Source organism: Lysinibacillus sp. NPDC096212 (assembly GCF_044763105.1).
Classification (GTDB): domain Bacteria; phylum Bacillota; class Bacilli; order Bacillales_A; family Planococcaceae; genus Lysinibacillus.
Genome location: NZ_JBIWFQ010000008.1, coordinates 106,121 through 130,333 on the forward strand (window position 1 = coordinate 106,121; position 24,213 = coordinate 130,333).

The 24,213-nt window shown below is 36.0% G+C and carries 21 protein-coding genes; 13 read left to right on the forward strand and 8 right to left on the reverse strand.

Features of this window, described 5'->3' with window-relative positions; translation table 11 throughout:
• Positions 1-474: 474 nt before the first annotated feature.
• On the reverse strand, positions 475-1,125 hold the full coding sequence (locus ACIQ7T_RS10450) for a hypothetical protein (RefSeq protein WP_370080030.1): 651 nt from the start codon (positions 1,123-1,125) through the stop codon (positions 475-477).
• Positions 1,126-1,619: 494 nt separating this feature from the next.
• Between ACIQ7T_RS10450 and ACIQ7T_RS10455 the strand changes: the two genes are divergently transcribed.
• From ACIQ7T_RS10455 to ACIQ7T_RS10480, 6 genes are all read left to right on the forward strand, one after another.
• Complete coding sequence (locus ACIQ7T_RS10455; protein ID WP_402870168.1) at positions 1,620-2,522, forward strand: polyprenyl synthetase family protein; 903 nt, start codon at positions 1,620-1,622, stop codon at positions 2,520-2,522.
• Between the two features lie 12 nt (positions 2,523-2,534).
• Positions 2,535-2,693 (forward strand): competence pheromone ComX, encoded by a 159-nt coding sequence (gene comX / locus ACIQ7T_RS10460; RefSeq protein ID WP_370080026.1) that lies wholly within the window; start codon positions 2,535-2,537, stop codon positions 2,691-2,693.
• Between the two features lie 23 nt (positions 2,694-2,716).
• Positions 2,717-4,990: an ATP-binding protein gene (locus ACIQ7T_RS10465; RefSeq protein ID WP_370080106.1), complete on the forward strand. Its 2,274-nt coding sequence runs from the start codon at positions 2,717-2,719 to the stop codon at positions 4,988-4,990.
• Positions 4,974-5,588 (forward strand): response regulator, encoded by a 615-nt coding sequence (locus tag ACIQ7T_RS10470; protein ID WP_370080104.1) that lies wholly within the window; start codon positions 4,974-4,976, stop codon positions 5,586-5,588. The genes ACIQ7T_RS10465 and ACIQ7T_RS10470 overlap by 17 nt, the downstream gene beginning before the upstream one ends.
• Positions 5,589-6,021: 433 nt before the next feature.
• Positions 6,022-6,921, forward strand: coding sequence for a hypothetical protein (locus tag ACIQ7T_RS10475; RefSeq protein ID WP_402870172.1), 900 nt, complete (start codon positions 6,022-6,024; stop codon positions 6,919-6,921).
• A 322-nt stretch (positions 6,922-7,243) separates the two neighbouring features.
• Complete coding sequence (locus ACIQ7T_RS10480; RefSeq protein ID WP_370080022.1) at positions 7,244-7,855, forward strand: phosphatase PAP2 family protein; 612 nt, start codon at positions 7,244-7,246, stop codon at positions 7,853-7,855.
• 210 nt (positions 7,856-8,065) lie between these two features.
• Here the strand turns inward: ACIQ7T_RS10480 and ACIQ7T_RS10485 are convergent, their stop codons facing one another.
• The 3 genes from ACIQ7T_RS10485 to thrC are packed head-to-tail and all read right to left on the reverse strand — an operon-like array spanning position 8,066 to position 10,740.
• Positions 8,066-8,749, reverse strand: coding sequence for a 2-hydroxy-3-keto-5-methylthiopentenyl-1-phosphate phosphatase (locus ACIQ7T_RS10485; RefSeq protein ID WP_370080020.1), 684 nt, complete (start codon positions 8,747-8,749; stop codon positions 8,066-8,068).
• A 27-nt stretch (positions 8,750-8,776) separates the two neighbouring features.
• Positions 8,777-9,691 carry a homoserine kinase gene (gene thrB / locus ACIQ7T_RS10490; RefSeq protein WP_370080018.1) on the reverse strand — a complete coding sequence of 305 codons (915 nt, stop codon included), beginning with the start codon at positions 9,689-9,691 and terminating at the stop codon, positions 8,777-8,779.
• Positions 9,688-10,740 (reverse strand): threonine synthase, encoded by a 1,053-nt coding sequence (thrC, locus tag ACIQ7T_RS10495; protein ID WP_370080016.1) that lies wholly within the window; start codon positions 10,738-10,740, stop codon positions 9,688-9,690. The genes thrB and thrC overlap by 4 nt, the downstream gene beginning before the upstream one ends.
• Before the next feature lie 206 nt (positions 10,741-10,946).
• Here thrC and ACIQ7T_RS10500 point away from each other — a divergent pair, with 206 nt between their 5' ends.
• Together ACIQ7T_RS10500 and ACIQ7T_RS10505 are read left to right on the forward strand one after the other, a co-directional pair.
• Entirely contained in the window at positions 10,947-12,176 is a 1,230-nt protein-coding gene (locus ACIQ7T_RS10500; RefSeq protein WP_370080015.1) for an MFS transporter, read from the forward strand.
• Positions 12,177-12,933: 757 nt separating this feature from the next.
• The gene (locus ACIQ7T_RS10505; protein ID WP_370080013.1) at positions 12,934-13,800 is read left to right on the forward strand and encodes a MurR/RpiR family transcriptional regulator; all 867 of its coding nucleotides are present in this window, start codon (positions 12,934-12,936) and stop codon (positions 13,798-13,800) included.
• A 108-nt stretch (positions 13,801-13,908) separates the two neighbouring features.
• Here the strand turns inward: ACIQ7T_RS10505 and ACIQ7T_RS10510 are convergent, their stop codons facing one another.
• Positions 13,909-14,709: a GNAT family N-acetyltransferase gene (locus tag ACIQ7T_RS10510; RefSeq protein ID WP_370080011.1), complete on the reverse strand. Its 801-nt coding sequence runs from the start codon at positions 14,707-14,709 to the stop codon at positions 13,909-13,911.
• 581 nt (positions 14,710-15,290) lie between these two features.
• On the opposite strand from ACIQ7T_RS10510, the gene ACIQ7T_RS10515 reads away from it, so the two are divergent.
• Complete coding sequence (locus ACIQ7T_RS10515; protein ID WP_402870178.1) at positions 15,291-16,217, forward strand: manganese-dependent inorganic pyrophosphatase; 927 nt, start codon at positions 15,291-15,293, stop codon at positions 16,215-16,217.
• 160 nt (positions 16,218-16,377) lie between these two features.
• Here the strand turns inward: ACIQ7T_RS10515 and ACIQ7T_RS10520 are convergent, their stop codons facing one another.
• Positions 16,378-17,757 carry an FAD-dependent oxidoreductase gene (locus ACIQ7T_RS10520; protein ID WP_402870181.1) on the reverse strand — a complete coding sequence of 460 codons (1,380 nt, stop codon included), beginning with the start codon at positions 17,755-17,757 and terminating at the stop codon, positions 16,378-16,380.
• A 126-nt stretch (positions 17,758-17,883) separates the two neighbouring features.
• Between ACIQ7T_RS10520 and ACIQ7T_RS10525 the strand changes: the two genes are divergently transcribed.
• The 3 genes from ACIQ7T_RS10525 (at position 17,884) to ACIQ7T_RS10535 (ending at position 22,329) form a co-directional block, all read left to right on the forward strand.
• Positions 17,884-18,591 carry a DsbA family oxidoreductase gene (locus ACIQ7T_RS10525; RefSeq protein WP_402870184.1) on the forward strand — a complete coding sequence of 236 codons (708 nt, stop codon included), beginning with the start codon at positions 17,884-17,886 and terminating at the stop codon, positions 18,589-18,591.
• A gap of 459 nt (positions 18,592-19,050) precedes the next feature.
• Positions 19,051-19,674 carry an FMN-dependent NADH-azoreductase gene (locus tag ACIQ7T_RS10530; protein WP_386845956.1) on the forward strand — a complete coding sequence of 208 codons (624 nt, stop codon included), beginning with the start codon at positions 19,051-19,053 and terminating at the stop codon, positions 19,672-19,674.
• 294 nt (positions 19,675-19,968) lie between these two features.
• Entirely contained in the window at positions 19,969-22,329 is a 2,361-nt protein-coding gene (locus tag ACIQ7T_RS10535; protein WP_370080001.1) for a bifunctional 2',3'-cyclic-nucleotide 2'-phosphodiesterase/3'-nucleotidase, read from the forward strand.
• A gap of 29 nt (positions 22,330-22,358) precedes the next feature.
• Here ACIQ7T_RS10535 and ACIQ7T_RS10540 read toward each other — a convergent pair whose 3' ends face one another.
• Positions 22,359-22,727 (reverse strand): DUF2500 domain-containing protein, encoded by a 369-nt coding sequence (locus tag ACIQ7T_RS10540; RefSeq protein ID WP_402870189.1) that lies wholly within the window; start codon positions 22,725-22,727, stop codon positions 22,359-22,361.
• Positions 22,728-22,969: 242 nt separating this feature from the next.
• Positions 22,970-23,140 (reverse strand): hypothetical protein, encoded by a 171-nt coding sequence (locus tag ACIQ7T_RS10545; RefSeq protein ID WP_402870192.1) that lies wholly within the window; start codon positions 23,138-23,140, stop codon positions 22,970-22,972.
• Positions 23,141-23,762: 622 nt separating this feature from the next.
• On the opposite strand from ACIQ7T_RS10545, the gene ACIQ7T_RS10550 reads away from it, so the two are divergent.
• Positions 23,763-24,068: a winged helix-turn-helix transcriptional regulator gene (locus ACIQ7T_RS10550; protein WP_370079995.1), complete on the forward strand. Its 306-nt coding sequence runs from the start codon at positions 23,763-23,765 to the stop codon at positions 24,066-24,068.
• Positions 24,069-24,213: the final 145 nt, after the last annotated feature.

Below are 24,213 nucleotides of genomic sequence, written 5' to 3' on the forward strand. Positions count from 1 at the left end.
AAGAAAGATGAAAGCGACGGAAAGAAAGGTCAAAGTGATGGAAAGAAGCGCCAGAGTGACGGATAGAAGTTAGAGCGACGGAAAGAAAGGCGAAAGTGACGGAAAGAAGCGCCAAAGCGACGGATAGAAGTCAGGGCGATGGAAGGAATGGCTAGAGCGACGGAAAGAAAGGCGAAAGTGACGGAAAGAAGCGCCAAAGCGACGGATAGAAGTCAGGGCGATGGAAGGAATGGCTAGAGCGACGGAAAGAAAGGCGAAAGTGACGGAAAGAACCGCCAAAGCGACGGAAAGAAAGATCAAAGCGACGGAAAGAAAGATGAAAGCGATGGAAAGAAGCGCCAGAGTGTCGGATAGAAGTTAGAGCGACGGAAAAACCATCAATGCGACCTATTAAAATGGCATAAAGAACGATTTTAAGGAAGGGAGGCGAGGCACATAACTATACCTGTGCCATACCCCATATCCAGTCTAATATTAATGCTTAATGGACGTTCTATTCCATACATTAAATGCTGTAGAAATATTAAAAGAAATACCATTGTCACTAATGGAAATACCGGTAAAATTGGCGGCTGATTTTTTGGGTGCCCAATTTGCTTCTTTTACAGCAGTAAATTTCCCTGAAGAGGACATTGCCATTTCTACTTCAGGATTATGAAGATATACAGGTAGGCCGACTGTTTCTCCAATTTTAATAGCATTTCCAATTGACGAAGCGCTAGAGCAATTGCCTCTTGCATTTATGATATTAAAGCTTGGTGACATATATAGTACAGGCGTATGTATGTTTAACTCGGAAGTAAATGGACTTATTAAAGGCAACATAGGCAGGCTTTCTTCAGATACTCTTATAATTCCGTATTGTTCAATAAAACTGTCCAACCTTTGCTGAAAAGTATCTTCAAATCCAGGAATATTGCAAATAAAATTTGAAAATGTAGATTTGCTTTTATACTCTGCTAATGTTTCTTTAAAAACCTGTTGCTCGGCATCAATAATAATTTGTTCAATATATTGTTGTTCTTTCGAAGGTTTTTTAATAGTGATTTCTTCTTCAGAGACAAAAATTGTACAGGAAAAATTAGCTGTAAGTATTAAAACGTTTTCAGTTACTTCATTTTTCATTTCAATCACTCCCAGTGTTTCGAGAATTCCCTTGTTAATAGCTTAAACGAAAATGGCACATCACGATAAACGTAGGGGATTTCCGTTCTGAATAGGCGTTCAATGTGACTCTAATACCGAGAAGCCGCCCAGTCTTCTCTCCAATCAATTTATACATAGCATACGATCTCATTTCTAATGAACCTTATAACTCAAAGATTAGTAGACGAACAGAATACAAATTTATCTTAGCTTAATGTAAGCGTATCATCAGTGAGGACGCCATTTCAATGGTGAGTTTACGCCAAAAAATGGCGGTCAATAATAAAACACCGCCACTTATTTTACTATTTCTAAATAAAGAAATGGCGTGCTTTCCGCAAATACCGCCACTTTTTGGCGGTATATTGTGCTAATGATTTATGTAAAATATTCCCTTGTAATTTCGGTGTCTAGTATTATTTCCCATTAATCTGTATAATATTTAATAATATGTTTAAGGGAGGAGAGGACTATTGCACGAGCTTGACGAACAAATTAATGAAGCATTGGACATTCTAATTGAAAACGAGACATTGATAGGTCATGAACTACGGTCGATGCTAAAAAATTTTAAAGAAGAGAAAAAGGCAGTTGGTTATTCATTTGGTAAGCTTTGTTATTGGCATTATGAAGCATTTACAGATTGTTTGAACGAGGACATTTATAAAGCTGCCGCAGCTATCGAACTTTTAATTTTATCGTTTGATATTATCGACGACTTGCAGGACAAGGATTCAGACTACAGTTGGACTAAAACACCCGAACTATCATTAAATACTGCTTTAGCTATGCTAGTTATGGCTTCTAGAACTATACGTGAGACTTCCTTTGAACACAAAAGTACTGCTATTCAAATACTAGAGGGTTATGCATTACGAAGTATAAACGGTCAGCAACTAGATTTACTCAATACTTGTAGGGATGAGCAATCATATATACAAATGATTGAACAAAAGTCGGGTTCTTTAACAGCAATGGGTTGCTTAATTGGCGAAGTGCTTGCAAAAGGAGAGACATCTTCTGAAGTTGAGGAATATGGGAAATACATAGGTATTATCCAACAAATAAAAAACGATATTCAAGGTTTAAAAACTTGGGGACCTAAAAATGATTTGCTAAATAAAAGATACTCATTGCCTATTATTTATCTACTATCGCAAAAAAATGATATTTCAAAATCTGTTATAAACTATTATAATGACGATATAGGTGCATTTTTGGATAATAATGCTACGAAAAATGAGTTGACAAATGGTGGTGCGATACGCTATGCAATTACTATTAAGAATGTTTACAAGTTTAAAGCATTCAATACTCTTGAAAATGTAGCTATAAATGAAGTATGTAAAGATTACCTAAAAAAACTAATGAATTGAGGAGAGATTAATATGATTAATGTAATTCAACATCTAGAAAAAAACCCAGACTTAGTTGCACTCTTAAAAGAACAAAAAGCTTCATTAATTGGAGTTTCAGCTATGGAGCAAAGAGCGATACTTGATTCGTTTGATGAAGATGTACGCTTAGAAAGTGGATTTTGGAACTAAAAATAATTAAACGTATATGGTTTATGCTTGCTGTAAGTATTTACATATTGCTAGGATCTTACCTATTGTATATTACTTACAGCAAGCATTATTTGGGTATAGATTTAAAAGAAGAGAATGGGGAATGGGTAGTAACTAGTTCGTACAATAAACAATTAGAGGATGGAATTCGAATTTCTGAAGGAGATGTTATTTTAAGTGTAAATAACATTCATACAAAGGATGTCCCTAATGTAAAACATGATCATTTATTACGTACGGCAAGCTTGATAACAATTATGAAGCCTAACGGACAAATAATTGATGTGAGCATTAGTCGATTTGATTTACTAAAGCAATATTTTCATTACATATTGGTAATACCTTCTTGTTACTTTTTTTTAACATTAATTATTGTGTTTTACTTATATTTCAAACAAAAGAATACATCTCTTTTATGTTTACTTATTTTATTTATGCTCACTGTTTCCATGGCTTATGTAAGCATTGGTGCATCAGGAAGCCTAAATAGCATAGGTGTAATCGTTAACCGTTGTAGCATGTTACTATGCTTAGTGTTATTACTCCACTTCTTAAGGAATTATTACACATTTTTAAAAACAAATTGGTTGCTTTCTAATAATATAAAATTATTTTATATACTCCCTGTGATAGGGATGATATTGGGCGGTATTGGCGTTATTTACCCTGCTATTAATAATTTACTTTCGAATATTGTACTAGCTATGTTCTTCGTTTTCCTTATTATCATACTTAGTATTTTATTGCTAAGCTATTTCAAATATAAATCGCCTCAGTTAAAAATTTTATTAATTAGTATAATGATTCCGTTTCTGCCTTTCCTTTTTCTATATGCGCTCCCATACATTTTCTTCCATCGATATATACTTTCTGCTGAAATTAGTGCTCTATTTTTATTGTTAATTCCGTTTAGTTTCATTTTTACACAGTTAGCAGAACGATTATTTGATATTGAATACCATATTACAAGACTTCGTTATTATGTAATCTTTTCATTGATATTTACTTTATGGTTTATAGTTGGATTGTATTGGATTGCAGGAAAATATTTAACAATGAGCGTAATATCGGGTGTTTCATTCTTTACTTTTCTATCGTTAGTTGTTCTTTTTTACATAAAAGAGAAAGTCGATTATCGGAAACGAAAAATCTTATTTTCGACTAAAGGGGATTATATACATCAGCTATATACAGCGGTGGATAAAATAGGTAAAACTATCAAAATAGATGAGCTTCTAGAGAAATTTGCTCAAGAGGTTTCTCTGCATCTTGAGCTCGAACACGTATTTGTCTTAACTTATGACTATGACACAAAGCAATTTACATCAACGGTTGAGGGAAATATTTCGATTAATCCAATGTTAATGGAAGATTTGAAATTGGGGGAAATTAAAAAAATTGACCAAGTGTATCTAGCCTTCCTCCATCAAGATGCTCATTATAAAAGAACATTAGTATTGGGACATAATAATTCAATTCATTTAAAAGATGAAGAGCTTCTATGGCTTGAATTGCTCTTATTGTATGTAAATAATTTTATTGAAAATACAAAGATGGTAGAAGAGCTGTTAGAGGAACTAAAGCATATGAGGCAAGCAGATGATAGTCAATTACCTTGGTTAAGCAAATTATTATGGTTAAGGTTTGAAGAGGAAAAATATCAATTAGCTCAAGAGTTACATGATACAAATTTGCAAGAGCAACTCCATATTGCCCGGGAGGTTGATGTCCTAGTCAATATGAAAGGTGCACCAGATATCCAGCCGAAACTTGCGAAAATACATCAGCAGATGGTTACATCTTTACATGATTTAAGAGCTTATTGTGAAAATTTGAAGCCCCCATTATTAGATACTCTAGGGTTAAACGCTGCATTAGAAAAGCTAATTCGCAAAGTAATAGAAAGATCTAGTTTTGTGTTAATTTATACGATAGATCGTCTTTATTTAGAGGATGAGCGTATGAATTTAATGATTTATCGATTATTTCAAGAATTACTCAACAATGCTTTAAAACATTCTTATGCAACAACAGTTGAAATTCATTTGCAGGAAATGGGCGATGGTTTCGAAATCATCTATAAGGATGATGGTGTAGGCTGTAATATTGATGATATTATTCTCGCAGATTCGATGGGAATTCAAGGTATGCAGGAGCGTGTAAAGGCATTTAAAGGGCAGTTTTGCATCGATACGCAGGTTGGTGAAGGAATGTCTATTAGAATTACAGTAAAAGAAGGAAGTGATACACTTGATTACGATGCTCATAGTGGATGATCACCCTATTGTTTTAGAGGGAACAAAAAATTTATTTCAAGAAAATGAAGATATTATAGTTGATACAGAAAGTGATGCAACTCATGTCATACAGAGAATTAAAAACAGACCATATGATATCTACTTAATTGATATAAATATGCCGTTAGAAAATGGCATTAATTTAGGACGAAACATTAAAGCTATCCAGTCAAATGCTTCAATTATTCTTTATACTGGTGATGATATAACTGATTATTATCCTCTTATTTTAGAACGGAAAATAGAAGGTATTTTAGCTAAAACAGCATCTAAGGAGCAAATCTTACGAACTGTTCGAGCCATTGCAAATGGTGAAATTGTTTTACCTCAAAATTTCTTGGATTTTCTCGATAATAAATTTAAATTGCAGGATGCAAAACTCGATATTCACTTGAATGAAAAAGAAAAGAAAATTTTAAGACTGATTGCGGAAGGACATACGAATAAAGCAATTGCTATAGAGTTAAATATTCCTCAAAGAACAACCGAAAGATATTTAACTCAGCTGTTTTCTTTGTTGAATGTAGATTCGCGGACAGAGGCAGTAAATCTTGCAGAAAGAATGAATTTACTATAGATAGTCTGTATGCTATACTAACTTTCGTTGGTATATTCTTCAATAAAAAGGGAGAGTTTGGATGGTTTTATAATACCATATTTTTACTTGGTTAATTATACCTAAACCTTAATTCTAAACACCTATAATTTTTCATAACACCGCCAAGTTATGGCGGTGTTTTTTCTATGTCCGCCAAATCACGCCGGAAATTGGGCTAAAGACCGCCAAAAAATTGGCGTAAACCCAACGTTGAAATGTCGGTGTAAGTACTGGTACGCTTAAGACAATCGTGGTTAAGTAGATTTGCTATAGTAGGTAATACTATATAAGATTTCGTTTAAAATAAGAGCCTGGCTATCTATGAAGAAAGTAGAGATTGTAGATTTTTTTAAAGTTACTAGCTAGTCAACGTACTTCACCATAAAACTTTATATAAAGGTAGGCGTGTATTTTGAAAGTAGAACTTGAAAATTTATTTTCTATAGATGAATCTAGTCAAGATCAAGTTATTAATGTTTATAATCGCTATGGCATTTTTATAGGTGCACCCAAAATAAGAAAAAGAAATTTAAAGGCATCTTTTAATCCTATTTTCACATTAAATGAAGACGTAACATATGAACATGTAGCAGCGCTATACAAATCATTGGAACACGAATTAGGAATTGTTTCAATCGGAGAACGTTTTTACTTTGACTTTTCGGATAGCGAATATGAGAAAGCACCATTGTTCACATTAAACTCAACTGGTAACTCACCTGATATGTTTATAGATGATAGAGGAACTTTATTTTCTATAAACACCCATTGCCAGCATTGCGGATTAATGGAAAAAGAGCAGCTTTCTCCATTAGTGATAGATACAACAGAAATGAAAGACCGTCATCTAGTTCATGTGAGCGGATATTGGGTTGCTTCACAGGAATTAGCGACATTAATGAAACAAGAGGATATTAAAGGCTACGAACTGTTAGAAGTTATTCATCAAGGACCGAAAGAAGGGAAGCAAAAAGCTTTTCAAATTATACCGACACAAGTATTACCAGAGAGTAGCGCTGAAAGAGTTAAATTGTATTTTGCGACAGAGCAACCTCCATGTCGTTGTGGATTAAGTGGGGTAATCAATGGTCCGGATATTTATAATCGTAAAGATATAACCAATATAGAAAATGATGTTTTCTTATCAGCAGAATGGAGTCATGACGGTAGATACTTATATCGAAAGACTTTGTTCAGTAGAAAGTTTAGAGAATTAATTATTAAAAACAATATATCTCGTGAAGTAAGAGGAGAGAAGGATAAAAACTTTGGGCCGAAGGATTGGTTATTCGATCCAGTATTATTAAAATAATTTAAACTGAAGATGAGGAAGTGTATATTTTGTTTAGAAAAATAATACCTATCGTTGCAATCTTATTTATCGTTGCATTAGCTCTTTCAAATTATTTTAATAAGGCAGAAGGAAAAACATTTGTCCTACCCCAAGAAAGAGGGGGCACACTGGGTTAGATAAAGATTTACCAATCGGACATTTACGGGCAAATAATCTTGTACCTAACTCCTTGGTGTCCGTATAACTTTACGTTGGGAGAAGCCAACTTCACCTCTAGTTGACTTAAATATGATATGATGTGAAAAATATAACAGCATATTGTTTTGAGGTGAAGTATTATATGAAAAATTGGGCTTATCCTTTAGCGGTATTAACGCTCATTAACTTTTTTGTGTTACGAGTTACTTTTCAAAGTGAATTAATCAAGACTTTTGATACAAAAATGGCTGATTTATTTTTCGGTAAGCGTTTTATAGAATTTTTTCACTATATAGGAGAACCGGCATTTGTAGTGTCTGTAGCTATAGTCTTAATAGTGTATTTAGTGTGGAAGGTAAAAAATAACCGAGGTATATTATTTGTTTTGTTAACGGTTGCAGGTGGAAATGTACTTAACCAATTATTGAAAAAATGGGTGCAGCGGCCAAGACCTGAGATTGAAGAACAATTAACATCCTTTAGCTTTCCTTCTGGACATGCTATGACCGGTATTTTGTATTTATTTACAATAGCTTATATTTTTTCGGAGAACAATAGCAAGGGACGTAAGACATTGCTTTGGCTTGGGGCAATTGTTTTAACTGTATTTATTGGCTTGTCTCGAGTAGCTGGAGCCCGCCATTTTGCTTCAGATGTATTGGCTGGATGGAGTATGGGTTATACGTGGTTTATCATTTGTGTTATTTGGTATGAACGTCGGAAGAGACTTTTTAAAGTGAAAAATAAATCATGACTTTGAATGGGAGCCATCTAATTAAAGATGGTTCCCTTTGTTATATAGAAATAAGAGCGGCACTTATGAACATACCGCCCTTATTTCTGGCTAATCACCAAATGTTGTGGATGACATTTGTTAAAACGTATGCCAATTTTATAAGTTGATTTCCGTTCCGACTGGGCGACTCCTTGGGGATTAGCAATAGAGGAACGAAGGCTAAAACCATCACATTGAAACGGCATTATCTGCTTCTATAAGCTTTTTTACAGCTTCTAAGCAATCATAGAATGTTTCAAATGGTTTATAAGGAAGATGAAGATCTTTACAGCGTTTAATAAGATGATCCCTAGCAAGTACTAAATCTGCCTGTTTTGCAGCCTCAAAATCAGAAAGTGAATCTCCGATTACGATTTTAAAATGATTACCCTGTGCAACTTTTCGCATAACACTTGGCTTGCAGCAACCGCAACCCTGTGTCTCAAATTTCGTGCATTCTTCATCACAGCTATTTGGAAAAATGAGCTTAATTTGCTGTCCGGAAAAATCAGCACGGTTACAATATATACCGGAAAATGGACCGTATTTTTTTAATAGTGGCTCAATGAAAAAATCCACACCGCCACTAACAATATAAAACGGAATATGGTTCTCTTGTGCATAACGAACGAAATCGACAAAGCCCTCACGTATAATGGCCGTATCCAATAAATATTGGATCACAGCATCCTTTTGTTTAGTTGATAATAGCTCGAACATTGCTGAAACGCCATCTTTAAAGGTTATAGTTTGTTCCATCATTGCTTTAGCAATTTTCTCAGATTCCTCTGGAACGAATTGAGTCATTAGTGAGACGATGTTATCGGTTTCTGTTATAGTGCCATCAAAATCACAGAAAATAATTGGTTTCAAGCTACTTCCTCCTTCAAGAAAAAACGTCTACTTTTGCAGTAGACGTTCAAATTTTACCTGTACACCATATTCATCGGCTTTTGTTAAGATAATTTCATGCTCTGGAAATTGATTTTTCATGGCAATTACGAAATCTTGCGCTATAGCAGTAGGGATGATAGAAATCAGTGTTGGTCCCGCTCCACTTAAAGCCGTTCCAAATGCCCCATTAACCTTTGCTGCGGCATGAATTTCTGTATATTGTGGAATTAAATTGGCACGGAAAGGTTCGTGGAATAAATCAGCTTCCATATAACGACCTGCACGCTCAAAATCACGAACCATTAATGATGCCGCTAGCATATTGGCATTTGCAGAGGCCCTCACTGCATATGTACGGTCAAATTGTTCTGGTAAAACAGAACGGGATTCACTTGTTTTTAGTTCGACACCGGGCACATACACAACAAAGGAAGCATCTAGATCGTTGACATGAAATGTATCAACAACGCCATTTTCATCCATTGAGGAAATTGTTAATCCCCCTAATACCGAGGCTGTTGCATTGTCTGGATGTCCTTCGATTTGTGAGGATAAATTGAGTTTATCCTGTAAAGTTAAGCCTAAGTCACAGACTTGGTTAGCTAGTTCAATTCCTGCAACGATGACCGCTGCACTGCTCCCTAAACCACGGGCTAAAGGAAGCTCACTTGCCATTTCAACACGACAAGCAGGTAGTGGCTTACCGTATTGATCCGCAATTTTTTTAGCAATCACGTATAGTAAGTGCTCTTCCAGCTCAAACTCTTTAGGACCATTATCATCGAGGTGGATAATTTCCCAACTATCCTGTAAAGACACGGTTAACTTTAAGTAAAGAGATAAGCCAAGACCTATTGAATCAAAACCAGGGCCTAGATTGGCTGTGCTCCCAGGAACCGTGATTTCCCACATGTTACTCATAGTACATCCTCGATGTATTTTCGAATTTCTTCCTCATCGTTTTTAAGTGAAACAACATCTACAGTCGAGACATTCATGGCAGTATCAGGATCTTTCAATCCATTACCCGTGAAAATTGTCACAACTTTAGAGCCCTTCGCAATCTTGCCATTTTCAACTGATTTAATAACGCCTGCTAATGATGCAGCTGAACCTGGTTCAACGAAAATTCCTTCAGTGCCAGCAATTAATTTGTAAGCAGCTAAAATTTCTTCGTCTGTAACCGAATCAATAATTCCACCAGACTCATCGCGAGCTGCTTCTGCAAATTTCCAACTTGCAGGATTACCGATACGAATAGCTGTTGCCACTGTCTCAGGATTAGCAATAGGTTCACCTTTTACAATTGCTGCTGCACCTTCAGCTTCAAAGCCGAACATTTTTGGTAAACCAGAGTCTTTTGCAGCATCGTATTCTTTAAAGCCTTTCCAGTACGCAGTAATGTTACCTGCGTTACCAACAGGGATGCAAAGATAGTCTGGAGCTTTTCCTAAAGCATCTACAATTTCAAATGACGCCGTTTTTTGCCCCTCGATGCGGAATGGATTCACAGAGTTTACAAGTGCCACAGGAGTTGTTTCGCTTACTTGGCGGACAATATTTAATGCATCATCAAAATTACCGTCGATTTCGATAATCTTTGCACCATACATTGTTGCTTGGGCTAGCTTACCTAGGGCTACTTTTCCTTTAGGGATAACGACTATGGACTGGATTCCAGCGCGTGTTGCATAAGCTGCTGCTGCGGCGGATGTGTTACCAGTTGAAGCACAAATAACGCATTTGCTACCTTCTTCAATCGCTTTTGCAACGGCAAACACCATACCACGGTCTTTAAATGAACCGGTTGGATTTGCACCTTCGATTTTTCCATAAAGCTCAATGCCTAGTTTTTTAGATAGATTTACTAGATGTATAAGAGGCGTATTGCCTTCGTTTAAAGTTAGAGCAGGTGTATTTTCTGTTACGGGTAAAAATTGTTTATATTCTTCAATTAGGCCTTTCCACATAACGTTTACGATCTCCTTTTGTTCTTATAGAAAGAACAGTTGTTTTTGTATAAAAGACATTTTAACGCAAATTGCCACATGTTTTCAATAGAATTTCGGAAATTGTCTAAACAATTCGGTAATTTGAATTTTCGCTTGTCACTTTCTTGAAACAACTGTATAGTAAACTCATAGTGTAAAGTCAAGTGTAAAGACAGGTGGTTAAAATGACGATAAATACAGTATCAACGGATAAATTTCAACAATCTATTTCTCGCAAAAAGCTTTTGGGGGTAGCGGGGGTAGGCTGGCTTTTTGATGCAATGGACGTAGGAATATTATCATTCGTTATTGCAGCTTTAGCAGTTGATTGGGGATTAACGCCAAGTCAGTCGGGTTGGATAGGTAGCATAAACTCAATTGGAATGGCTGTAGGAGCTCTTGTTTTCGGCGTACTAGCCGATAAAGTGGGACGTAAGCAAATTTTTATGTGGACGCTTGTATTATTTTCGATCGCAAGTGGCTTATCTGCATTTACCACTACATTAGCTGCTTTTATGACACTACGCTTTTTAGTAGGCATGGGGCTAGGGGGAGAATTGCCAGTCGCATCGACATTAGTTTCTGAGAGTGTAGAAGCCAAAGAGCGTGGGCGAGTAGTTGTTTTGCTAGAAAGTTTCTGGGCGGCAGGATGGTTAATCGCTGCATTGATTTCGTATTTTGTTATTCCTTCGTGGGGATGGCGTAGTGCTTTATTGTTAACGGCAATTCCAGCAATATATGCAATTTATCTTCGTTGGAACTTGCCAGATTCACCACAATTTACAGTAAAGGCTGAGTCTAAGAAACGTAGTGTTATGCAAAATATTCGAGAAGTATGGTCGAAAAAATATTTACGCTCGACACTTATGTTATGGGTGTTATGGTTTACGGTTGTTTTCTCGTATTACGGTATGTTTTTATGGCTACCGAGTGTTATGGTTGGTAAAGGCTTTGATATGATTACGAGCTTTAAATATGTTCTCATTATGACGCTTGCGCAGCTACCAGGTTATTTTACAGCTGCTTGGTTTATAGAAAAATTCGGACGGAAGTTTGTACTTGTTTCTTATTTAATTGGTACAGCAGTAAGTGCGTTCATTTTTGGTAATGCGGAAACACTAGTAGTGCTATTAACATCTGGGATGTTTTTATCGTTCTTTAACTTAGGGGCATGGGGTGCGCTTTATGCTTATACACCAGAGCAGTATCCAGCAATTATCCGTGGAACGGGTGCAGGAATGGCAGCGGCTGTTGGGCGCATCGGTGGTATTTTTGGACCTTTGTTAGTAGGCTCTTTATTAACAGCAGGTTATGATATTGGCTTTATCTTTGCTATTTTCTGTGGAGCGATTATTATCGGTGTTGTTGGGGTAATATTCTTAGGTCGAGAAACGAAACAAATTGAATTAGAATAACAAAAATAATCATGTCTTGGATGAACTATAATCCAAGACATTTTTATCAATTAATTTACATAAAAATTAAGAGTTATTAATTTTTATACAAATATTTTTAAAAATCTGTTAAAATCACACAATAAGGTTCGTCACTGAAAATGGGGATGACATTTGGTTAAAACGTATAGCAAGTGGGTCAATTGATTGGAGTACAGGTCAGGGATTTATTGGTGATCACCATGGCTACAGACGTAACCTGGAGCGAGTTTCGTTAGGAAAGCTTACAGTCGCAGCGGAAATCAACCCTCGACTTATAAGGGTGATTTATCAATTAACTTTGATTAAGAAAATAGAACGATTTTTTGTCTTTTTCACATTAGCGAGTTAAAGCATTGAAGATTTTTCAGAAAAGTCGTTGTATTCAGATTGTAATCATGATACTGTATTTTTAACTTCTTTCAGCAATTGTTTTCTGTAGCGACAGGAACAAATGTCTCTTGTACCGAAAGCGAAGCGACAGGTACAGATGTCCAAACACCCGATGAAAGAAGTTAAAGCCTCCAGCCGATTCCAGATTCATTGTTTATCTGTAGTGAAAGCAAAGCGACAGCAACAAATGTTTACTGTGCGAAAGCGAAGCGACAGCAACAAATGTTTACTGTGCGAAAGCGAAGCGACAGCAACAATTATGCCGAGGTATAATTGATCCGAATTTAGAGTCAGTAGGAAACAATCTCCGTTCGTGATAATTTCATTGAAAGAAAGGTTGTTAGAAATGAGCATAAATGAAGAAATAAAAAGAAGATTTGTTAGGCTGTCGAAAGGCCAGCGTAAAGTTGCACAATTTGTTATGAGTAACCCTACAGTTGTAATTGGTAATGGAGCAGCAGAAGTTGGTAGACAGGCGAATGTTAGTGAATCAACAGTTATTCGTTTTTGTTATGCAATGGATTTGATGGGCTATGTAGAGCTTCAAGACAAGGTTAGAAGCTATTTAATGACTCAAAATGGTGGTGAGAATCTTCAACCTACATATTTTTCAAGTAAGCGGAATATTCCGAGTTTTGGGAAGGTGATGCAACGCGATATTCAAAATATTCAAGATACGATTCATTTGATTAACGATAATATGCTCCAAAAAAGCTCGAAATGGATGCATGAAGCAGAGAACGTTTATATTTTAGGTACTCGTCAAGCTGCGTCCATAGCAAATTGGTTATCGTCTACAATGAAAACTTTACGTCCAAATGTAAAACAGCTTCGCTCAGAATCCGACGATATTGTACAGCAAATTAACAGCATGGGAGAGCAGACGACATTAATAGTTTTGATAGGGGACAAGCATTCAAACGACGTTCAAACGATTGTAGAAATTGCCAAGAAGAAAAAGGCTAAAATTATTGCTATTACTGGTTCGGCGTTGTCTTCTATTCGGGAATATGCAAGTGCATTATTTACACTTGGTCTGAAAAAGCAATCTTCATTGGATGTTATTCCAGTATTATTTTCGTTTTTACATGCGCTAATTGAGGAAATGGTTAGTCAGGATAAAGCACAATATGAGAAATATCAGCAATCATATGAGCAATTAGAAAATAATTTGTTATTCTTAGATGCAGCAAGAGAGAAGCAAGTTTTCTAAACATTTTACAACGCGTAGAAACCGTAAAATACTAATCTATGCGTTTTATTTACGCTACACATAAAAAAGATGTCCAAAAAAGTTTTTAGACATCCTTGAAAAAGAAGCTTATAAAATTTTACTTAAGCTATATTCGTTAATAAAGGTATCATTTAATTTAATAGCGTTTTGTCGAATACCTTCTTGCTCAAAACCTAGTTTTTTAAACAGATGTAAAGCACAATCATTATGTTCCATAACAGATACTTCTAAGCGCGAAATATCCCGCTGTTTAGACCATTGTTCAACTGCCTTCATCAGCTCTGAACCAATACCTTGTCGTTGATGCTCTTCCTTAACAGCTAGGCGGATTGATGCAACATGCTTAGCTTTAGAATGTTTATATCCATGGATAACGGCATAACCAGCAAAATTACCATTTAATATACAAAGTAAAATTGTACGGTTTTTTAATTGTTTCCAAGTGCTTAAATCTTTACGAAGTTGTTGAACTGTAAGGTCTAATTCATTTTCCATGTTATACATGAAGTCAGTTTCTTGGAAAATTTCTTCTTGCAAATGAATAAATGATCTGGCATCTGATGCTTCAATTGCTCGAATTATGTATGCAGATGGGTTTTCGTCATCTTTAGAAATATTACTCGTAGTCTTCATTTGTGTACGCGAGAAAGATACACTGGTACCGAGTTTAACATCAATGACATAGTAGCCTGCATTTGTCCATGACAAATAGTGAGAGAGAGGGGGCTTTGTTTTCTTCCACCAGCTCCTATTCAAGTAAGCGGCATTTGGCAAGGCTTGTCCCATAATATTTTCGAGTTCGCTAAATGATAAAGTAATTTCTTGTTGTAAAGCTACTTCAAAATAATTTGCTAAAGGAATATACTTTTTTTCCATCTTCTTTGTCATCGTGATCCCCATTTCCTGTATATCCTAATATATATATAGACTACCTGATAATAGCATAAAATTATGGTTTCTTAAATATAAAAACACAACTATATATCTACTTATAGCAAATATTTTTTATAAACTACGTATTATTATTATTAAGTGTTATAAATAGGATGTTATTAACAGATAAATATATTAAATTCAATAATAACCCAGAATTAGTGGTAACAGGTAATTTTTGGTTCCGTTCCGTGAAGTGAGGTTGATTTCCGTTCCGACTATGCACTTTCCTCGGGGCGTCCGGCGAGCCGCTTTTGTTGTTGTTGTCGCTGCACTTTCGCACAGATAAAACCTTGTTGCTGTCGCTTCGCTTTCGCGCAAAAAACATCTGCCGCTGACGCTAGGCTTTCGCGCAAAAAAACATCTGCCGGCCAAAGCACAAAGCCGATTCCGGACGCAATTATGCTGAGGCATCATTGATTTGTATATTGGTAGTAGATCCTTTATAGATAAACTTTCACTTTATATCATGTTTGCTCATAAGGTATGATAAAATAAAATATAAATGTTATTGCCATTCAGGAGGAATAAATTCAATGAGTAAAGTTTTAGTTTTTGGTCATAAAAATCCAGATACAGACACAATTACATCTGCAATTGTATATGCATATTTAAAACAGCAAATTGGCGTTGATGCTGAAGCGGTACGCCTTGGAGAAGTAAATAACGAAACTCAATTTGCTTTAGATAAATTTGGCTTTGAAGCACCTCGTTTAATTTCATCAGTAGTTGGAGAAGCAGAAAAAGTAATCCTTGTAGACCACAATGAATTCCAGCAATCTGCTGACGGCATTGAAGAGGTACAAATTACAGAGGTCATTGATCATCACCGTATTGCCAACTTCCAAACGGCAGATCCACTATACTACCGTGCAGAACCTGTAGGCTGTACTGCAACAATTCTAAACAAAATCTTCAAAGAACATGGCGTAGCAATTCCTGCAAACATTGCTGGATTAATGCTTTCTGCTATTGTTTCTGATACATTATTATTCAAATCTCCAACTTGCACTGAGCAAGATGTAAAAGCTGGTGAGGAGCTAGCGAAAATTGCAGGTGTTGATGCTGCTGAATACGGTTTAGCAATGCTTAAAGCAGGTGCTGACCTTTCAGATAAATCATTAGAAGATCTTTTATCATTAGATGCAAAAGAATTTCAATTCGGTGAATATAAATCTGTAGTAGCTCAAGTAAATGCTGTCGATATTAACGATGTACTTGGTCGCCAAGAAGAATTAGAAATTTTATTAAATAAAAATGTAGCGGAAAATGGCTTAGGTTTATTCTTCTTTGTTGTAACAGATATTTTAAACAATGATTCAACAGCCGTTGCAGTTGGACAAGTAGCTGAGGCTGCAGCAAAAGGATTTGGCGCGGAGCTTGTGAATAATCGCGTTCTTTTACCGGGTGTTGTATCCCGTAAAAAACAAATCGTTCCAGTTTTAACTGATGCATTGAAATAATAAAAAGATGCTGGGACAAAAAGAAAAAATGTTAGACCGATTGTATTTCGGTCTAACATTTTTTTTGATTTAGGAAGGAACACTTTACTTGTTGAAGCAAAAAAGTTATTATCTATTTTCGCTATTTATCAAAATAATCGAGTTCAGTCCCAGCCCCTTTTTAATCTAGTTTTAATGGGTGTACAGCAGGACCTTCAAGAACTTCTCCTTTGGCATTAAAACGAGAGCCATGACAAGGGCAATCCCATGTTTCGTCGGCTTCATTCCATTTTGTTTTACAGCCTAAATGCGTGCAAGTTGGTGTATTAGCATGTTTCACATAACCAGTCACGAACTCCTTAGCTACAAAGCCTCCTACCTTTAGCATCTGCATAAACTGTGCCCCGAATTTCGTACGTGCCGGCGAGTAAAGAGGAATGGCACCATCCTCATTCCCAGCTCCTGTTATTAGGGATGATAGGATATCTCCCGCTACAAAAGAATTGGAAATTCCCCATTTTCGATAGCCAGTTGCAATGAAAACATTAGGCAAGGATGGTGTAATCCTGCCAACATAAGGGACCATATCAGGTGTTTCAATGTCCTGCGCTGACCAGCGATAGATTGCCTCCTGATCGAAATGCGCCTTCATTTCATTTTGAATGGCCTCATAATAGGGCTCCGTATTAGTCGTTTCACCTGCAATATGATTAGCTCCGCCTAACACTAGATAATGCTCGTCGTTAATCGTAGCTGTCCGAATAGAGCGGGTAGGATTATCTACGCATAAATATTGACCTTGTAGTGTATCGGTAATTTTGCTAGCAACCATATAGGAGCGACTATTAGAAAGTTTAAAAAGCTGAAGTCCTCTAAAGGCTTCGATTGGATAGTGTGTGCACAAAATAAGCTTGTTGTATTGAACCGACATATTGTTTGCGGTATGTAAGCTATTCTGAGGTATGTTTAATTGCTGAACACGGGTATTTGTGTAGATTTTTGCGCCCATTGATAATGCTTCTTTTACAAGGAAATTACAAGCTTCTACTGGATGTATTTGAGCTTGTTGGGACATGCTAAGTGCTTTTGTAACTGGGAAGGGAAGCTCTGTATCAGAAGTGATTTTCGCCTTAATATTTAATACTTTATAGGCATTCCATTCTTTTAATAATTGGGCATAGCCTTCTTTTGTTTGGCAATAAAGCAAGGAATCTACTTGTTGAATACTTTCTTTAGGAAGTAACTGCAATGCTTTCTCTACAGCTATTTGGTTGAGCTGATAATAGAGTCGTGCCTCATCTACAGAAAGTTTTTCAATAAGGTTGGCATAAACTAAGCTATGCTGTGCAGTTAATTTTCCTGTTGAATTACCAGTCGTACCATGACCGATATGGGAATTTGCCTCAAGTAAGACCACCTCTACTCCTGATTTTGCTAAGACATATGCTGTATATAGTCCCGTCAATCCTCCACCGATTATACATACATCACAAGTTGTTGATGCAGGAAGCGATGGTAGCGAGACGGGATCAATTGTTCCGAGCCAAAGAGATTGTGTCATACATAACCCTCACATTGTTTTTACGTTCAGTATGTAGATTGATTTGAAAATTTATGCAATGAAGCATAAAAATTGCCTTGCTGTATTTACTATCGCTACAATGTAGCAAAAGGAGCGTGACTACCTATGAAAATTGAAATCTGGTCAGATTATGTATGTCCATTTTGTTATATTGGTAAAAAGCAACTAGAGCAGGCGATTCAGGATACGGGTTTTGCAGGGCAGGTAGAGCTTGTTTATAAAAGCTATCAACTTGACCCAACAACACCTGTGGATACTAATGTGTCTACGTATGAAGCATTGGCGAAAAAGTATGGAATGTCGCTAGAAAAAGCGAAGGAAATGACGCAAGGTGTTGCTGCTCGCGCTAAAGAAGTTGGTCTAGAGTATAACTTTGATAATTCAATGGAGGAAAATACATTAAAAGCGCATCGTCTAGTAAAATGGGCAGAAAAGCAAGGGGATGTTACAGCACTTGTCGAAGCACTATTATACAGTTATTTTATTGAAGCAAAGCGTATTGGTCAGGACGATGTATTAATCGATATTGCTGTGCAAGTAGGTCTGAACCGTGATGAAGTTGCAAAGGTTCTATCTAACGATGATTTTAAAATAGACGTAGAGACAGATATACAAGAAGGGCTACAGCTTGGCGTAAGAGGGGTACCGTTCTTTGTGTTAAATCGTAAGTACGGTATTTCTGGGGCACAACCTCAAGAAGTATTTGAAGAAACTTTACGTAAAGTTGCTGAGGAAGAAGGCATACAACCAGGATTAAAGATGGCAGGCTCTGAAGATGGTGGAGTTTGTACCGATGATAGTTGTAAATTTTAATTCTGATGGAGAAAGGTAAGAAATAATAGAAGCTGATCTGACTATAACGACACTCAGGTAAGGACCTCGAAAAGGTTGGGTTCCCTTACAGAATACTCGAAGAAGCTCGGGGAAGTTCATTTCACACTCCAAAACAACCTAACACATAGATCAAAAGGGGATGACCTTTGTTAAACGCATATCGTGTGGCGAAGTTGATTGGAATGGAGGCAGGGCGACTCCTTGGAGTCAAATCATAGCGTCATAGATGAGACCCTGAAGCGGCTCATCGGACGCCCCCAGGAAAGCGCTCGGTCGGAATGGAAAGAAACTTTACGTTATGGGGTAAATTTGAATCAATTACATTTCGGTCAAAAGTCTGAGTCTACTAGCGTTGACTTTTTTCGTAAATTTTTTTAATATACTTATATATCTTGAATTCGAGATATTAAACTTTGATTTTAAGGGAGAATTTATATAATGAATGTATTAGTAGTAAAAGCAAACAACCGTCCAGACGGTATTTCAACAAAAATGTATGACACATTTATGGAAAATGTACAAGGTGTAGATGTAACAACTTTTGACGTATTCGCAGAAGATATGCCTTACTTCGGTCAAGATCTTTTCAATGCTTTTGGTAAAGTTCAAAACGGTGAAGCGTTAACTGACATTGAATCACGTCTTTTAGCAGCAAAACAAAAAGCTATGGATGCTTTAACTGCAGCTGATGTTGTTGTATTTGCTTTCCCACTTTGGAACTTAACAATCCCAGCGAAATTACAAACTTTCATCGACTATGTATTCCAAGCTGGTTATACATTTAAATATAATGAAAACGGTCAATTAGAAGGCTTAATGGGTGACAAAAAAGTTGTTATCTTAAATGCTCGTGGTGGTTACTATTCAGCACCTGAAGCACAACCAATGGAAATGTCAGTTAACTACATCAAAAACGTTGTTGGCATGTTCGGTATGGAAATTATCGAAGAGGTTATCATTGAAGGCCATAACGCGTCACAAGATAAAGCACAAGAAATTATTGCAAATGGCCTAGAAGCGGTTAAAAAAGTTGCCCAATCTTTACAAACTGTAAATGCATAATAAATTAATTTTTAATAAAAGTTCTCTCTAATTTGAGAGGACTTTTTTTATTTCTTTCATAGAGGTATGGTAATGCTGAGGAGGACTAAAATATTGATATTATGCGCTTATTCTTGATTTACATTTAATAACATCATATTGGTGAAATGATAGTAATCTATCGTTTTCGAGTAAAGTGTTTTGTTATTTGGTTAAAAATACATACAATTAGGACTATTCGTTCAGTAAATAAAGCAATTAGTATAATATAATAGAAATTGTAGGAAAATATTAGATTTTTAAGGAGGGTGTTTCATGAATAAGAAATTAATGACTAAATTCTTGGCGATGTTACTTGTTCTATTCGCGGTCTTACCATTTGGACTATCCGCAAATGCTGCATCAAACGATGTAACACGTGGGGATTATGTGAAAGAATTAGTAGAAAGCTTAAATGTAGAGCTAGGTGATGGTTCTAAAATTGCCTTCACTGATGTCTCTAAGGATTTAGCCCCGTATGTAGAAAAAGCAGTAGAATTGAAGCTTATTAAAGGTAAAACTGCGACATTGTTTGATCCAAATGATAAATTGACACGTCAACAAGCATTTGTTATTTCTGCTCGTGGATTAGTCAATGAAAACGCTCCACTTTCTGTATTAGATCAGTTTAAAGATGTAGATAAAGTTGCAACAACACATAAGCAAGATATAGCAAATGCCGTTGCTGCAAACATATTACAAGGGTTTGAAGATAACACAATTCGTCCTGATGACTATGTCACAACTGAACAAATGCAAAGTATTATTGAACGCTTTGTAGCCGAATACAAATTACCTACATCTACAACTAATGTAGATCTTCAAATTTTAGGAACAACAGATATTCATACAAACCTTGCAAATTATAATTATTTTTTAGATACTGAATCAGCTGATATAGGTTTAGCAAACACAGCAACATTAATTGAACAAGCCCGTACTGAGAATCCAAACACATTATTATTTGATAATGGCGATTTAATTCAAGGAACGCCACTAGGATCTTATAAAGCATTGGAGAGCGTTTTAAAACCAGGTGAAGTTCATCCAGCTATTGCAGCACTAAATGCACTGAAATATGATGGTGGAACTTTAGGGAACCATGAGTTCAACTATGGTTTAGAGTTTTTAGATGAAGTATTAAATGATGCAAAATATCCAGTCGTAAATGCAAACACATACGACGCTAAAACGAAAGAGCGTATGTATACACCTTATGTAATTCTTGATAAAGAGGTTGTAGACAATAAAGGTAAAAAGCACACACTTAAAGTTGGCGTTACAGGTATCGTACCTACGAAAATTGTTGAATGGGATGCTGTTCATTTAGCAGGCAAAGTAGAAATGCAAGAACCAGTTGAAGCGGTGAAAGAGGTTGTACCAGAAATGCAAAAAGCAGGTGCAGACGTAATTGTAGTACTTTCACACTCAGGTATTGGTGAGGATTCTTACGTAAAAGGTAACGAAAACGTTGGATATCAAATCTCTGAGATTGAGGGGGTCGACGCTTTAATTACTGGTCACTCTCATTTAACATTCCCAGGTGACTATAAAAATCTTAAAAATGTTGATCAAGAAAAAGGGACAATTAACGGTGTGCCTACTGTTATGGCAGGAAGCTATGGTAGCTATCTTGGAGTCATTGATTTAAAACTAGAACAACAAGGCTCTAAATGGGTTGTAGTGGATGGGCAGGGTTCTATCCGTTCTATCAAACAAGAAGGCTTACAACCATCTAAAACAGTTTTAAATGTAATTAAAGAAGCGCATGAAGGTACGTTGAAGTATATACGTCAGCCTGTTGGTGAGACAACTGCACCAATCCATAGCTACTTCTCAATGGTTCAAGATGACCCTTCTATTCAAATTGTGACACAAGCTCAAAAATGGTTTATTGAGAAAGAATTAAAAGGTACCGCTGATGAAAACACACCAATTCTTTCTGCTGGTGCACCTTTCAAAGCAGGGTCTCGTAACAACCCTTCAGATTACACGAACATTCCTGTAGGTCCGCTTGCGATTAAAAATATGGCAGACATTTATTATTACGATAATACGGTTGCAACGATTAAAGTAACAGGTGCACAAGCAGTTGAATGGTTAGAAATGGCTGCTGGTATTTTTGCAACAATTGATCCAAATAAAACTGAAGAACAAAATATTATTGACCCAGAGGCACGTTCTTACAATTTTGACGTATTAGATGGTTTAACATATCAAATCGATGTAACATCTCCGGCGAAATATGATAGTCGAGGTATTCTGGTAGATGAAAAAGCAAATCGTATTAAAAACGTACAATACAACGGTAAACCAATCGATTTAAATCAAGAATTTATCATCATTACGAACAATTACCGCGTGGGTGGTTCTTATGGTACCACATTTAAAAATACAGATGGCTCTAATATAACAAACTATGCTTATGAAAATCGCCAAGCTGTCATTGATTACGTTATGGAAAATAAAACAATTAATCCTGCTGCGGATAACAACTGGTCATTTGTACCGTTCCCAGCAAATACGAAAATCATTTACAACTCTGCTAAGGATGCGCAAAAAGTCATTCCTGCAGGTAGTAATATCGAATATTTAGGAGATACAGAAGGTGGCTTTGCTAAATATTTAATTAAGTAATAATGAAATGTTAAAAGGAGAGTGCGTTGTTAAACGCTGCTCTCCTTTTTGTGTCGCTCAAATGTATGATAACGTGTTCCTTGAAATGTTAATAAGCCAAGGTCATCTTCTGCAAGCTGTCCATAATCACGACCATTCATTTTTAATTCTAGACGATTGCCACTTTGTACTTCGAACGTTACATAGTACGATGTATAGGCACTAGAGTTACCAGAACCTCCACTAGTATTCGAACGTTTTGTTACGACTTTAGCGGGTACTGTTAATAATGGTTCATTGTTGTTTTTCGACCATTGTAAGATACCTTTAATAATAGTAAAAGCTATAATACCGAACACGATAAAAAACATTATTGAAATAAAACTGGGTATAAAAGAGAATTCATCAAACCCAACCATAAAAGGCCTCCAATCTATGAAATATTGTGCTTGAAGTCGTTATAAAGGCGGATGTCACGGAAATCAGAAAGGAATCAAGCACAAAGCCGATTCCGGACGCATTGTTTATCTGTAGCGAAAGCGAAGCGACAGCAACAATTATGACGAGGCATAATTGATTAGTTAAATCGCCATGTATAGCAAACTCCTTATCTTCTAGTTTTTCAATATATGTAGACGTAAATGAAATTTTTGGATAAATGTCAGCGTCGAAAAAATAAGGGAGATACAAGCACATAAAGACCGAAGTTTTTCGTTGAGACACTAGCAACAGCGATTGTGAATAAAATGTTTGCACCCGCCATTTGTTCAATGTCTGGAAAAACTATTTCTGCATCGTACGATTCAAATACACCATATATTTTTGATATCATCATATGTCGTACAGAAATGCCAATAGTTGAACGACTAAAATCAATCGCATACTTTTTTGTTGGAAAAGCATACCAAACTGATATCTTACATGAATAATAAAATAAACAATTCAGATATTCAACGAGTTTTTAGAAAAAATGAGAGAATATTACATTGATAAAAGTTCATTTTGTGAATGTTTAAAAAGAGTATAAAAACCCTAATCCGTAAGACAGTTTTGTCAACATAAGGTCATAACCGTACGTTATCTTTTCTTTTAAAAAGGGATACAACAATGGAAGGAGTCATAATAATAAAATCATGCGCATCTATATAGAAGTAAGTTGCCATTTTCAATGCAGATATTAAACGACCATTACTCACCTCTAATTGAACGGTCATGGGTAATTTCTATGGCATCGTTATTTTTATATAAATACTATAAGGGCAGAGTTAGATAAGGTAGTAGTTACCTACTTTAAAATTGAATCTAAATCAAATTCCAAAATGATAAAACATTTATAAGTTACATTTAGTAATTAAATGAAAAATAGTAAACAGATTATTGTTAGTAAATAAGTTACTTTAAATTTACTTTTTTAAAAATAATCGTTACAATAGAGTACATAAGAGGTGAAAAAAATGAGTGAGTCAAATTTATGTCCTCGTTTAGCTAAAGCAATGGATTTAATTGGAAAACGCTGGACAGGGCTAATTTTATATCAATTATTAGACGGACCACAGCGCTTCAATGAGATAGAATCTTCATTACCTGTAAGCGGTCGTTTATTATCCGAACGTTTAAAAGAGCTAGAAAAAGAAGGGCTTGTTGAACGAAAAGTATATTCAGAGGTACCAGTACGTGTTGAGTATTCTTTGACGGATAAAGGTTGGGCATTAGAAGGAGCAATCCGTAATATTGAATCATGGGCATCGAGTTGGCTTTAACTTCTTTCAGTAGAAGATAAGTGTGAAGTCTATCTCGAATTTTCTGATGGATAGATAAACATTGGACATATGTAATACGAATGACCATGAAATTTCTTTATCATATTCATCATCTCAGCAGGGACTCTCGCTACCCGTTAAGGCG

What these genes read in the sequence shown, in the direction of transcription:
- ACIQ7T_RS10530 (WP_386845956.1), top strand. Translation starts at nt 19,051, where the DNA reads ATGAATGTATTAGTAGTAAAAGCAAACAACCGTCCAGACGGTATTTCA.
- thrC (WP_370080016.1), bottom strand. Translation starts at nt 10,740, where the DNA reads ATGTGGAAAGGCCTAATTGAAGAATATAAACAATTTTTACCCGTAACA.
- ACIQ7T_RS10515 (WP_402870178.1), top strand. Translation starts at nt 15,291, where the DNA reads ATGAGTAAAGTTTTAGTTTTTGGTCATAAAAATCCAGATACAGACACA.
- ACIQ7T_RS10505 (WP_370080013.1), top strand. Translation starts at nt 12,934, where the DNA reads ATGAGCATAAATGAAGAAATAAAAAGAAGATTTGTTAGGCTGTCGAAA.
- ACIQ7T_RS10545 (WP_402870192.1), bottom strand. Translation starts at nt 23,140, where the DNA reads ATGATATCAAAAATATATGGTGTATTTGAATCGTACGATGCAGAAATA.
- ACIQ7T_RS10465 (WP_370080106.1), top strand. Translation starts at nt 2,717, where the DNA reads ATGCTTGCTGTAAGTATTTACATATTGCTAGGATCTTACCTATTGTAT.
- ACIQ7T_RS10550 (WP_370079995.1), top strand. Translation starts at nt 23,763, where the DNA reads ATGAGTGAGTCAAATTTATGTCCTCGTTTAGCTAAAGCAATGGATTTA.
- ACIQ7T_RS10500 (WP_370080015.1), top strand. Translation starts at nt 10,947, where the DNA reads ATGACGATAAATACAGTATCAACGGATAAATTTCAACAATCTATTTCT.
- ACIQ7T_RS10510 (WP_370080011.1), bottom strand. Translation starts at nt 14,709, where the DNA reads ATGACAAAGAAGATGGAAAAAAAGTATATTCCTTTAGCAAATTATTTT.
- ACIQ7T_RS10520 (WP_402870181.1), bottom strand. Translation starts at nt 17,757, where the DNA reads ATGACACAATCTCTTTGGCTCGGAACAATTGATCCCGTCTCGCTACCA.
- comX (WP_370080026.1), top strand. Translation starts at nt 2,535, where the DNA reads ATGATTAATGTAATTCAACATCTAGAAAAAAACCCAGACTTAGTTGCA.
- ACIQ7T_RS10535 (WP_370080001.1), top strand. Translation starts at nt 19,969, where the DNA reads ATGAATAAGAAATTAATGACTAAATTCTTGGCGATGTTACTTGTTCTA.
- ACIQ7T_RS10470 (WP_370080104.1), top strand. Translation starts at nt 4,974, where the DNA reads ATGCTCATAGTGGATGATCACCCTATTGTTTTAGAGGGAACAAAAAAT.
- ACIQ7T_RS10450 (WP_370080030.1), bottom strand. Translation starts at nt 1,125, where the DNA reads ATGAAAAATGAAGTAACTGAAAACGTTTTAATACTTACAGCTAATTTT.
- thrB (WP_370080018.1), bottom strand. Translation starts at nt 9,691, where the DNA reads ATGAGTAACATGTGGGAAATCACGGTTCCTGGGAGCACAGCCAATCTA.
- ACIQ7T_RS10540 (WP_402870189.1), bottom strand. Translation starts at nt 22,727, where the DNA reads ATGGTTGGGTTTGATGAATTCTCTTTTATACCCAGTTTTATTTCAATA.
- ACIQ7T_RS10480 (WP_370080022.1), top strand. Translation starts at nt 7,244, where the DNA reads ATGAAAAATTGGGCTTATCCTTTAGCGGTATTAACGCTCATTAACTTT.
- ACIQ7T_RS10525 (WP_402870184.1), top strand. Translation starts at nt 17,884, where the DNA reads ATGAAAATTGAAATCTGGTCAGATTATGTATGTCCATTTTGTTATATT.